At 57.7% G+C, this 12,124-nt stretch carries 10 protein-coding genes; 8 read left to right on the forward strand and 2 right to left on the reverse strand.

The annotated features are described in order from the left end of the window. Nucleotides 1-5: 5 nt before the first annotated feature. Together HP15_RS12815 and HP15_RS12820 are read right to left on the reverse strand one after the other, a co-directional pair. The gene (locus HP15_RS12815; protein WP_014577862.1) at nt 6-1,028 is read right to left on the reverse strand and encodes a CNNM domain-containing protein; all 1,023 of its coding nucleotides are present in this window, start codon (nt 1,026-1,028) and stop codon (nt 6-8) included. After that, nucleotides 1,025-3,079 carry an NADPH-dependent 2,4-dienoyl-CoA reductase gene (locus HP15_RS12820; protein WP_014577863.1) on the reverse strand — a complete coding sequence of 685 codons (2,055 nt, stop codon included), beginning with the start codon at nt 3,077-3,079 and terminating at the stop codon, nt 1,025-1,027. The genes HP15_RS12815 and HP15_RS12820 overlap by 4 nt, the downstream gene beginning before the upstream one ends. Before the next feature lie 353 nt (nt 3,080-3,432). On the opposite strand from HP15_RS12820, the gene HP15_RS12825 reads away from it, so the two are divergent. From HP15_RS12825 to HP15_RS12860, 8 genes are all read left to right on the forward strand, one after another. Continuing rightward, nucleotides 3,433-6,234: a monovalent cation/H+ antiporter subunit A gene (locus tag HP15_RS12825; protein ID WP_014577864.1), complete on the forward strand. Its 2,802-nt coding sequence runs from the start codon at nt 3,433-3,435 to the stop codon at nt 6,232-6,234. Further along, nucleotides 6,234-6,602, forward strand: a complete 369-nt coding sequence (locus HP15_RS12830; RefSeq protein ID WP_014577865.1) for a Na+/H+ antiporter subunit C — start codon at nt 6,234-6,236, stop codon at nt 6,600-6,602. The genes HP15_RS12825 and HP15_RS12830 overlap by 1 nt, the downstream gene beginning before the upstream one ends. Continuing rightward, nucleotides 6,599-8,116, forward strand: a complete 1,518-nt coding sequence (locus tag HP15_RS12835; RefSeq protein ID WP_014577866.1) for a monovalent cation/H+ antiporter subunit D — start codon at nt 6,599-6,601, stop codon at nt 8,114-8,116. Before HP15_RS12830 ends, HP15_RS12835 begins: the two co-directional genes overlap by 4 nt. Then, a complete protein-coding gene (locus tag HP15_RS12840) occupies nt 8,116-8,604 on the forward strand; it encodes a Na+/H+ antiporter subunit E (RefSeq protein ID WP_014577867.1) in 489 nt (162 codons plus the stop codon). The genes HP15_RS12835 and HP15_RS12840 overlap by 1 nt, the downstream gene beginning before the upstream one ends. Then, nucleotides 8,601-8,870, forward strand: a complete 270-nt coding sequence (locus tag HP15_RS12845; RefSeq protein ID WP_014577868.1) for a K+/H+ antiporter subunit F — start codon at nt 8,601-8,603, stop codon at nt 8,868-8,870. Before HP15_RS12840 ends, HP15_RS12845 begins: the two co-directional genes overlap by 4 nt. Nucleotides 8,871-8,911: 41 nt before the next feature. Continuing rightward, nucleotides 8,912-9,244 carry a Na+/H+ antiporter subunit G gene (locus HP15_RS12850; RefSeq protein ID WP_014577869.1) on the forward strand — a complete coding sequence of 111 codons (333 nt, stop codon included), beginning with the start codon at nt 8,912-8,914 and terminating at the stop codon, nt 9,242-9,244. A 115-nt stretch (nt 9,245-9,359) separates the two neighbouring features. Further along, entirely contained in the window at nt 9,360-11,669 is a 2,310-nt protein-coding gene (locus tag HP15_RS12855; RefSeq protein ID WP_014577870.1) for a putative monovalent cation/H+ antiporter subunit A, read from the forward strand. Then, a complete protein-coding gene (locus tag HP15_RS12860) occupies nt 11,666-12,091 on the forward strand; it encodes a Na+/H+ antiporter subunit B (protein WP_041645418.1) in 426 nt (141 codons plus the stop codon). Before HP15_RS12855 ends, HP15_RS12860 begins: the two co-directional genes overlap by 4 nt. Nucleotides 12,092-12,124 lie beyond the last annotated feature (33 nt).

A 12,124-nucleotide genomic window follows, 5' to 3' on the forward strand; every position in this document is an offset into this window, starting at 1 on the left:
CCCTTCTATCCGGAGCCATACTTCTTCAGACGCCGGCTCCAGCGCTGCTTCGCATACCGGCGGAGGTTCGAGACATTATCGGTTTCATCCATGATTTCCGTGCCCAAAAGTGTCTCCAGTATGTCCTCCAGCGTCACTATTCCCAGCCAGGTTCCCAATTCGTCATAGACGACGGCCAGGTGTTGCCGCTCTCGCAGCATGTCCGAAAACAGGAATTCGATGTTGGTGTTGCCTTTCACTCGCTTGATCTTGCGCATGTGATCGAGCAGGTCGACATCGGAATCGAGGTTGATCAGGTCTGCCCGATGCAGGTACCCGAGCGCCTCGCCTTCCTCATCGATTACCGGGTATCGGGAGAACGGTGATTTGCTGACCTGCTCCCGGAACTGGTCGTAAGTGATGTCCGGATCAACGTACTTGCAGACCGTCCTTGGTGTCATCACGGAACTGACCTTGATCTCGTGGAATCGCAGGACGTTGTGAATCATGCGCCGTTCGTCTTCGTCCAGGGCCTGCTGATCCTTGCCGATCTCCGCCAGGGCGCTGATCTCCGCACGGATATCAACGTCGGCCTCACCAGACCCAATTCGGCGGGTGACCTGTTTGGACAACCAGATGAACGGCAGCAGCGCCTTGATCATGAACCCCAGAATAGCTGGCAGCCGTGGCGCAATACTCCGCCAGTATTTGGCGCCAATGGTTTTGGGAATAATTTCCGAGAATATCAGGATAGCCAGGGTCATTACCGCAGAGGCAATGCCGAGCCAGGCTTCCCCAAAAACCACCGTTACCTGGGCGCCAACGCCAGTTGCGCCCACGGTGTGGGCAACCGTGTTCAGTGTAAGGATTGCAGACAGGGGATCGTCCACATCGTCTTTCAGTTTTCGCAACCGGGCGAAAAGCTTCGGCTTCTCTTTTTTCAGTGAGGCGATGTAGCTCGGAGTCACCGAAAGCAAGGCCGCCTCTAGAATGGAGCATAAAAAGGAGAAGCCAATCGAGAGCACTGCGAAGGCAATTAGTAATGTCATAATTTGGCTGCGACTTCCGTTCCCTGCCGGATGGCCCGTTTGGCGTCCAGTTCTTCGGCGACGTCTGCACCGCCGATCAGATGCGCGGTCACCCCAGAGTCCGATAACTCGTCGAAAAGTTCCCGATAAGGTTCCTGGCCTGCACAAATAATCACATTGTCCACGGCCAACACCCGACTCTCCGTGACCTTGCCATCTTTGTCGGTCAGTGAGATATGCAGACCCTGGTCGTCAATCCGCTCATAGCGACAGCCCCTCAGCATCTCGACTTCACGGTGCTTCAGGCTGTTGCGGTGCACCCAACCCGACGTCTTGCCCAGACCGCCGCCGACCTTGCCGGTTTTTCGCTGCATCAGGTAAATCTTTCGGGGCGACGGTGTTGGCTGGCGCTCGGCCAGGCCTCCGGGGCCATCGAAGTCCGGGTTGACGCCCCATTCCGCCTGCCAGTCGGCAACGCTGACCTGCTCGCCTTCGGGATGGTGGCTGAAGTCGTGTGTCAGGAACTCGCTGACATCGAAGCCTATACCGCCGGCACCAATAACCGCCACAGTCTCACCAACCGGTTTGTTGTGACGAAGCACATCGAGGTACCCGAGCACCTTGGGATGATCGATGCCTTCAATTGCCGGTGTTCTCGGCTTCACGCCAGTGGCGATCACCACGTCATCAAAGCCCTGGGCCTTGAGTGAGTCCGCGTCCACGCGCGTGCCCAGCTTCAGGTCGATCTCCAACAGCTCTATCTGGCGCTGGTAATAACGAAGGGTTTCGTAGAATTCTTCCTTGCCCGGGATGCGTTTGGCGTAGTTGAACTGACCGCCAATCCGATCGTCCGCGTCGAAAAGGGTCACCTTGTGGCCCCGTTTCGCGGCGGTGGTCGCTGCTGCCAGCCCCGCAGGTCCGGCCCCCACCACTGCGACCCGGCGCACAACCGGCGCTACCGTCAACACCAGCTCGGTTTCGTGGCAGGCCCTCGGGTTTACAAGGCACGATGCCCGCTTGGCCTGGAAGGCATGGTCAAGACACGCCTGGTTGCAGGCAATGCAGGTGTTGATTTCGTCACTGCGCCCCTGCTCGGCTTTGCGAACAAACTCGCTGTCCGCCAACAGAGGCCGGGCCATCGACACCATATCCGCCTTTCCGGCGGCGAGAATCTCTTCTCCTTTTTCGGGGGTGTTGATGCGGTTGGTGGTACACACCGGGATATCCACTTCTCCATAGAACTTGGCGGTGACATCGGCGAAGCCGCCCCGGGGAACCGAGGTAACGATGGTGGGCACACGGGCTTCATGCCAGCCAATCCCGGTATTGATGATGGTGGCGCCTGCCTGCTCAATGGCCTTGCCCAGCGTCACGATCTGATCCCAGGTCTGGCCACCCTCGACCAGGTCCAGCATGGACAACCGGTAGATAATGATAAATTCAGGCCCAACAGCCTCGCGCATACGGCGGACAATCTCCACGGGCAGGCGCATACGGTTCTCGTAAGGGCCACCCCACTTGTCCGTTCTCTTGTTGGTCCGCTCACACAAAAACTGGTTGATGAAATAGCCTTCGGAGCCCATCACCTCGACGCCATCATAACCCGCAAATTTCGCGAGCTTCGCGGCACTGACGAAATCGTTGATCTGACGTTCAACTCCTTTCGAGGAAAGGGCGCGGGCCTTGAACGGGCTGATCGGCGCTTTGGTTGCCGACGCCGAGACAATCAGAGGCTGGTAGCCATAACGCCCTGCGTGCAGGATCTGCATACAGATCTTGCCGCCGGCCTCATGCACCGCGCCGGTCACATGACGATGCAAAAGAGCCGTTGCCCGATTGTTCATGGTCGAGGCAAGCGGGGCCAGCTGCCCAACCAGATTGGGCGAGAAACCGCCCGTCACCATGAGCCCCACGCCACCTTCTGCGCGCTCGGCAAAGTACCGCGCAAACTTGTGGATGTTCCAGAACCGATCTTCCAGGCCCGTGTGCATGGACCCCATCAGCACTCGGTTCTTAAGTTCAGTGAAGCCGAGATCCAGGGGTTTCAGAAGGTTGGGATAGGTGTCGCTCATGGGACTCTCTCAATAAATATTTATCGCGAGTATACACTTGATCAATGGCAAGTTGACTTGACCTTCCAGACGGGGCACGTATCATCGGCAATCAAGTTTCATTGACGGAGCAACCATGACCGCAAGGTCCTTCGGCTGCACAAGAGTTACCCGCCCACCTGTTACCGCTGACATCGCGCGGCACCGGGGACGTCTTCCGTACTTCCCGGACCCGCCTGCCTTCTGCTGATCCACCCCACCCGCCATGCCGTAAAGGGATCGTTGCCCGATGTGCAGGGTGGCCGGCCGGAGACTAGACTCAGGCAAACATGCCTTCAATACTCACGTAAAAGAAAACCAATAACGAGGTTGCGATGTCGCTACCGCTGGTTGTTTTACTGCCTTTTCTGGGTGCCATAGCCGCACCCCTGTTCGCCCAGGGCGGCAGAACGGCGATTGCCGTTGCATCTTCTGTACCCGCGTTGATCGCACTCGCAGCCCTTTTCCCGCATTGGGAAACCCTTGCTGACGGCGGCGTTGTGCTGCACAGCTACGAATGGCTCCCTGCGCTCGGCCTCTCCTTCAGTTTTCGTCTGGACGGGCTGTCCCTGCTATTCGCTCTGCTGATCCTGATTATCGGGCTGCTGATCATTCTTTACGCCCGCTACTACCTGAAAGCCCATGAAAACGTCGGCAAGTTCTACGCCCTGCTGCTGTGCTTCAAGGGATCGATGCTCGGCATCGTGCTCTCAAGCAACCTGCTCCTGATGATGATTTTCTGGGAACTGACCAGCCTGACCTCGTTCCTGCTGATCAGTTTCTGGACCCATAAACAGGACGCCCGCCGTGGCGCCCGGATGGCACTCGCGGTAACCGGCGGCGGCGGCCTTGCACTGCTCGCCGGCATCCTGATCATCGGCAACATTGTTGGCAGCTTCGAGCTTGATGACGTTCTGGCAGCCGGAGACCAGATAAAGGCTCATGCCATGTATCCGGTCGCCCTGACCCTGGTTCTGCTGGGCGCGTTCACCAAATCGGCCCAGTTCCCGTTCCATTTCTGGCTGCCTCACGCCATGCAGGCACCGACACCGGTATCTGCCTACCTGCACTCGGCTACCATGGTCAAAGCCGGCATCTTTCTCATGGCCCGGCTGTATCCGGCCCTGGCAGGCACTGAACAGTGGTTTTACATGGTCAGTTTTACCGGCATGGCCACCCTGCTCATTGGTGCCTATGTGGCCATGTTCAAGCACGACCTGAAAGGCCTGCTTGCCCACTCGACGGTCAGTCACCTGGGCCTGATCACCCTGCTGTTCGGCATGGGCACCCAGCTTGCCGCCGTGGCTGCGGTTTTCCACGTCATCAACCACGCCACGTTCAAAGCCTCCCTGTTTATGGCCGCCGGTATCATCGACCATGAAACCGGCACCCGGGACATGCGGCGCATCAATGGCCTTTGGCGTTACATGCCGCACACCGCAACCCTGGCCATGGTGGCCGCCTCATCCATGGCAGGCGTACCTTTGCTGAATGGCTTCCTGAGCAAGGAGATGTTCTTTGCCGAATCCCTGGAGCTGAACCTGCCGGGGCTCTGGGCCTGGCTACCTCCGATCGTTGCCACACTCGCGGGTATTTTCGCGGTGGCGTACTCAGCACGTTTTGTCCACGATGTGTTCTTCAACGGCAAGCCCGTCGATCTCCCGATCTACCCACCGCATGAGCCTCCACGCTACATGAAGTTTCCGGTGGAGATCCTGGTATTTGCCTGCATCATGGTCGGCGTGTTCCCTGCTGTTTCCGTTGGCCCGCTGCTCCAGATTGCAGCGTCCGCCACGCTTGGCGGCGATGTGCCGGACTACACGCTTTCTGTTTACCACGGCTTTAACCTGCCGCTGGTCATGAGCTTCGTCGCTTTCTTCGGTGGACTGTTGATGTACAGCCAGCGTCAACGCTTCTTCGACTTCCACGCCCGGTTCAAGGAAATTGATGAGAAGGCGGTATTTGAAGCGGTGGTGCTGAGGGTTGTCGATCTGGCCAACAGATTTACCACGCGCATCGAAAATGGCTCGCTTCAGCGATACGCCATGCTTCTTCTGGTAAGCGCTATCGCGGTCGCAGCCATGCCGCTTCTCGGGCTTGGCATTTTTGTCGGCGAAAACGGACTGAGCCCGGTGGATTTACCAACAGGGATCGCGGCCGTTCTGTTGATCTTCTGTGCTCTGACAACGGCCATCCTGCACCGTCAAAGGTTCTATGCCCTTGTTTTGCTGAGCGTCGTCGGTCTGATCGTGGCTCTGGCTTTCGCCCGTTTCTCAGCACCAGATCTGGCAATGACACAACTTTCCGTTGAGGTCGTCACCATTGTTCTCCTGATGCTGGCAATCTTTTACATGCCTGCATGGACGCCTATCGAGACACCACTGAAACGCCGGTTGCGGGATATTGCCATTGCGGCGGTTGCCGGCATTGGCATGACGCTGGTCACACTGGCGATGCTGACCCAACCGTTCAGTTCGATTTCTGATTTCTTCCTCGAAAACAGCAAAACCGGTGGCGGCGGCACCAACGTGGTCAACGTGATCCTGGTGGACTTCCGGGGCTTCGATACCCTGGGTGAGATTACCGTCCTTGCCATTGCTGCCCTTGGCATCTACGCCATGCTGAAGGACACGGCCCTGACGCCACCTCCCAGCGACGGCGAGGGACATGCATGGACCCGGGATTCCCACCCGCTGATGCTGAGGTTGATTGCCCGGCCCATGCTGCCACTGGCACTGATGGTATCCGCCTTCATTTTTCTGCGGGGTCACAATTTGCCCGGGGGCGGCTTTATCGCCGGCCTAGTGACTTCGGTTGCCCTTATTCTCCAGTACATTGCCAGCGGTATGGACTGGACCGAAGACCGAATCACTGTCCGTTACCACAACGTGATCGGCCTGGGCCTGCTCTTCGCAACGGTTGCGGGCGCCGGAAGCCTCGCCTTTGGCTATCCGTTCCTGACCTCCACGTTCGATTACATAACCTGGCCTGTGGTTGGCAAATTCGAGGTCGCGTCTGCACTGATTTTTGATCTGGGCGTCTATCTCACTGTGATCGGCGCTACCCTGCTTGCGCTGGTCAGTATCGGCCGGATATCTCCCCACTCCGCCATAAAGAGTAAAAAGGAGGGTGCATAATGGAGCTTGTTTTTGCGCTGGTCATTGGTGCCCTGACGGCATCCGGCGTTTATCTGATTCTGCGGGCTCGCACCTTTCCTGTCGTGGTGGGACTGACCATGCTGTCCTACGGGGTGAATCTCTTTCTCTTCTCCAGCGGTCGCCTGGCGACCGGCCAGCAACCGGTCCTCGGAACGGCTGCGAGCTATTCCGACCCGCTGCCACAGGCACTGGTACTGACTGCTATCGTGATTGGTTTCGCCATGACCGCGTTCGTTGTCGTCCTGTCACTGCGCAACCTGGCGGACAACGAGGACGACCACGTGGATGGTAAACAGCCCTACAAATCGCCTGCTCCGGAACAGGAAGAGGAGGTAAACGGTAAATGAACCACTGGCTTACCGCTCCTGTTCTGATTCCGCTGCTAGGTGGCATTCTTCAGGCTTTCATGGGCTATGCACCCATCAGTCTTCGCCGCACCCTGGCACTGGCTACAACCGTTTTGATGCTGGTTTCCGCCATCGTGCTTCTGGTACTGGCAGACGACGGCAGCTATCGCATCTATGCGTTCGGCAACTGGCAGCCACCGTTCGGGATCGTACTGGTCCTGGACCGTCTCGCAGCACTGATGCTGGTCATGACGGCCGTGCTGGCCCTGTTCTGTCACATCTATTCGATTGGCGGTGCCGACGAGGGCAACCGCCAGTTCCATGCACTTTTCCTGTTCCAGCTGATGGGGCTGAACATCGCCTTCCTGACCGGTGACCTGTTCAACCTGTTTGTTGCCTTCGAGGTGCTGCTCATTGCCTCCTACGGGTTGCTGATGCATGGCGGTGGCACGGTAAGGACCGTTCCGGGCCTGCACTATGTCGTGCTGAACCTGATAGGCTCCGCCGTGTTCCTTATCAGTGTTGGCATGATCTACAGCGTCACCGGCACCCTCAATATGGCAGACCTGGCCGTCAAGATTCCGCAGGTGTCCGGGGAAGGTCTGAACATCGTTAAAGCCGGCGGCATGATGTTGCTGGTGGTGTTCGGTCTCAAGGCCGCGATTCTCCCCCTATGCTTCTGGTTACCCCGTGCCTACTCCAAAGCCACGGCGCCCGTGGCCGCGCTGTTTGCGGTGATGACCAAGGTTGGCATATACGCCATTCTGCGGGTGTATCTGCTGATCTTCGGCGACGACGCCGGCGAACTCGCCAATCTGGGCATGGACTGGCTGTTCCCGATTGCCCTGGCCACCCTCGCCATGGGGGTTATTGGTGCGCTGGGGTCCGGCAGCCTGAAAACCCTGGTCGCCTGGCAGGTCATCATTTCCGTGGGCACTTTGCTGGCACCGATTTCGCTCGGGTCCGAAGCCGGTCTGTCTGCTGCCCTGTTCTATCTTTTGAGCACCACCTGGACGGTTGGCGGCCTGTTCCTGGTATCGGAGCTGGTGGCCAACCAGAGGGGCTCGGCCAAGGATCGAATCGTTACCGCCCCCAAAATGCAGAACCGTACTTTCCTGAGCGTGCTGTTCCTGGTCGGAGCCGTAGCTGCGGCTGGCCTTCCGCCATTGAGTGGCTTTTTCGGCAAGGTCCTGATTCTGCAATCTGTTCAGTCGGGAACCGAAATGGCATGGCTCTGGTCAGTACTTCTGATCGGCAGTTTCCTGACCGTTATCGCGTACAGCCGCGCTGGCAGTATCGTTTTCTGGCGCACGGTGGATGGTCATCTGGAAAAGCCAGATCCGCTCAACGGCCGGATTTCTGTCGCAGCCGGTGCCCTGACTGCACTGGCAGTGGTGATCGTTGTGCTGGCTGGCCCGATTACCCGCTACACCGATGCCACGGCCGAACAGTTGCACAACAAGGATGCCTATATTGAGATCCTGCAAACCAAGATGGTCAGGGAGGACAGCTGATGCTTGATCGCCTGAGTTTTCCCCAGCCCTGGCTGAGCCTTACCCTTTTTATCACCTGGCAGTTTCTGAGTGACGGAATAAGCGGTGGCAGCGCAGTACTGGGCCTGATCCTGGCATGGGCGATACCGCAGATAACCCAGGGCTTCTGGCCGGATCCGCCGGCATTCATCAAAGCCTGGAGGGTGCCCGCCTACCTCCTGCGCGTTGTCTGGGATATTGTTATCGCGAGTGTTGAAGTGGCACGGCTCATCCTCAGCCCGAGGCCGGCACGTCCTGCATTTGTCTGTTATCCCCTGGAGCTGGAGCACCCTCTGGCCATCACAATTCTGGCCAGCACTATCTCGTTGACGCCCGGCACTGTGAGCGCTGACGTCAGCGATGACAACAAGCTGCTGCTGATTCACGCGCTTGACGCCGAGGACGACCAGACAGTTATCGATACGATCAAAACCCGCTACGAGAAGCCTCTGCTGGAGATGTTCCAATGATAGCCATCGCCCTCTACATCACCATTGCCATGGTCACTGTGGCGGCGCTTCTGAATGTATACCGTCTGATCAAGGGACCGGATGCACCCGATAGAGTGCTGGCACTCGACACGCTCTATATCAACGCCATTGCCTTGATTATTCTGCTCGGCCTCACACTCGGAACACGCATGTACCTTGAGGCGGCTCTTCTGATTGCTGTCATGGGCTTTGTTGGAACCGTCGCCATGGCCAAATATCTGAAGCGGGGCAGCGTCATTGAGTAAGCCCACACCCGGCACACAAATGCTCCTGGAGGAAACATCCGATGAATCCCTACGCTGAATTCGCCATCTGCCTGCTTTTGATCATCGGGGGCGCATTTACCCTGATCGGCGCTATTGGCCTGGCTCGCCTACCGGACTTCTTTACTCGCCTTCATGGCCCCACCAAAGCAACCACGGTTGGAGTGGGCGCCATCGTCATCAGCTCTGTGATCTACTTCAGCACACTTGGACAGGGCATCGGTATTGAGGAATTCCTGATCACGGCCTTTCTGTTCATGACGGCCCCTGTGAGTGCCAACTTCCTGGCAAAAGCTGCCATGCATTTGAAGGTTAACACCACAGAAAACACCCGGGGCCATCCCTGGGACCAGTAATTCAATCGACAAGTCCAAGAACTTTTTGTGAGAAGGAATCGTATTAAATACTGATTATAAAAACCGCCGTTAACTGCAGGACGTTTTAACTTGGGTCTTAAAGGAGCACCCTTGAATGATGTTACTGGCTGTGCTTTCGGGCTTTTTGCTGGCTGTGGCGGTTCCCGCGCTTTATCGCGTGGCAGGCAAACACATTGGCTGGGTGCTGGCCCTTCTCCCCGCATTGCTCACGGCCTATTTTGTCAGCCTCATCCCGGCGGTCAGCGGCGGTGAAACTCTTCTGATTCGTAACCAGTGGATGCCCGGACTCGGTGTCTCGCTGGATTTCATGGTTGATGGCCTGGCACTGGTCTTCGCGCTTCTGATCAGCGGTATCGGAACCTTTATCCTGATCTATGCCGGTTCCTACCTCCAGGGCCACAAGGATCTCGGCCGATTCTACGTCATCATGATGTCGTTCATGGCGTCGATGCTTGGGCTGGTATTATCCGATAACCTCATCACTTTTTTCGTGTTCTGGGAACTGACCAGCATTACGTCCTACATGCTGATCGGCTTCAACCATGAAGATGCAGAAGCCAGGAAATGCGCACTGCAGGGGCTCTTCGTCACAGCGGGAGGCGGCCTGGTACTGATGGCCGGCCTGATTCTCCTGATCTTCATCACCGGGAGCTATTCGTTCTCCGAGATACTGGCATCCGATCTGGCCATTCACGACCATGGTTACTACACCGCGGCGGCGGTTTGCATACTCATCGGAGCCTTCACCAAGTCTGCGCAGGTACCATTTCACTTCTGGTTACCCAATGCCATGGCTGCGCCCACCCCCGTTTCTGCCTACCTGCACTCGGCGACCATGGTCAAGGCCGGCGTCTATCTGCTGGCGCGCCTGAATTCATCCATGGACGGGGATGCGCTGTGGAGCAACTCCCTGATGTTTTTCGGCGCTGCGACCATGCTCACTGGCGCCTACCTGGCCTTCAGTAGCACCGGCATCAAGAAGGTGCTGGCATACTCGACGGTCATGGCGCTGGGCACCCTCACCATGCTCATCGGGATCGGCACGGAAAAGGCGATCATCGCTTTCGTCTGCGTTCTGGTGGCGCACTCGCTGTATAAGGGCGCCCTGTTCATGCTGGCGGGCGCACTGGACCACGAAACAGGCGCCAAAGACATCACGAAAATGGGCGGGCTCTGGCGCAGCATGCCGAGGACTGCGGTTATCACCGGGCTGGCTGCATTGTCGCTGGCAGGGCTTCCGCCACTCTTCGGCTTCGTTGCCAAGGAATTGATGTTCGAGTCGGTTATCAACTCGCCGGTATGGCCATGGGGGCTCCTGACAGCAGCTGTCGCTTCGTCGATTCTGGTCGTGGCCGTAGCGGGACTGGTTTTCCTGAAGCCGTTCTTCGGTCCCGTTCGCACCACTCCAAAACAGCCCCACGACGCGCCCGTCGCCATGTTGATTGGCCCAGCCGTATTGACCCTTCTGGCGCTGATTTTTGGCGTGGTGCCATTTGTGCCCGCAATCTTCGTACTGGATGCCACAGTCTCATCCGTCTATGGCACTGGGGTGACGACGGCTCTGGCCCTGTGGCACGGAGTGAATGTTCCACTGATGCTGTCTGGCGCCAGCCTCCTCGCAGGCTCCCTGCTTTTCATAACCTGGCAGCGACTGCATCCGACGCTTTATGCCGTCAACACGGCCGCCAGCCGCTTTGGTCCGGAGGCGGGCTATTTCCGATTCATGCTCGGGATCACCCAGGTTGCCAGCTGGCAAACCCGGGTGCTGCAGAACGGGGTTCTGGGCATCTATCTGCTGATCCTCGTTCTGGTCACTTTCGGTCTGACAGGCTACACGCTGTTCACCCGCCACGGTTTCCAGCTGGATTTCGATTTCAGCAATGGCTACTTCTACGAGTTTGGCATCGCTCTTCTTATTGTCGCAGCCACCGTGTTTGCCAGTGTCACCCGGTCCCGGCTGGGTTCCGTTGCGTCAGTCGGCGTGCTGGGTTTCGGGGTGGCCCTTATATTCATCCATTTCAGCGCGCCGGATCTTGGCATCACGCAGCTCCTCGTGGAGACCCTGACTGTGATACTGCTGGTCCTGGTGCTCTTCAAACTGCCGCCTTTCGTCAACCTTTCATCGCCGTGGGAACGTTATCGGGACCTGTCCGTGGCTATCTTTGCCGGCGCGACCATGACCCTGCTGATGCTTGCGGTGCTGGATATCCAGTACTTCGACAGTATCTCCAGCTATTACATTGAAAACAGTTATGGCCTGGCCTTCGGCAAAAACATCGTCAATGTAATTCTGGTGGATTTCAGGCAGCTGGACACCCTGGGGGAAATCTTTGTTCTGGGCCTTGCGGCGATGGGGGTTTACTCGATGGTCAAACTCAGGGCGGAGGACCAGCACAAGCCATGAAAACCAATACGCTCATACTCCACACCGCCGCTCTCGCGATTATGCCGCTACAACTGATGTTTTCGGTGTTCCTGCTTTTGCGCGGGCACGACGAACCCGGTGGCGGTTTTATCGGTGGACTGGTGGCGGCAAGTGCGTTTGTGCTCTATGCCTTCGCGTTTGGCGCCGAATCAACACGCAAGCTGCTGCGTGTCAGCCCCCGGGATATTCTGGCGGCCGGGCTGCTCTTCGGTCTCGCCTCAACAATCCCTGCCTTCTGGACTGGCCAGGCCATGCTTACCGCACTCTGGTGGGAGGTTCCACTCCCCGGTGAAGGCTACCTGAAACTATCAACCGTTCTGATTTTCGACATTGGCGTGTACCTGGCCGTCCTGGGCACGCTGATGACCTTTGTGATCAGCCTGATGGAGTCGGACGAATGAACCGTGCATTCATTGCCAGGGAGGGGGCTCAGT

The organism is Marinobacter adhaerens HP15 (assembly GCF_000166295.1).
In the GTDB taxonomy this organism is placed as follows: Bacteria; Pseudomonadota; Gammaproteobacteria; order Pseudomonadales; family Oleiphilaceae; genus Marinobacter; species Marinobacter adhaerens.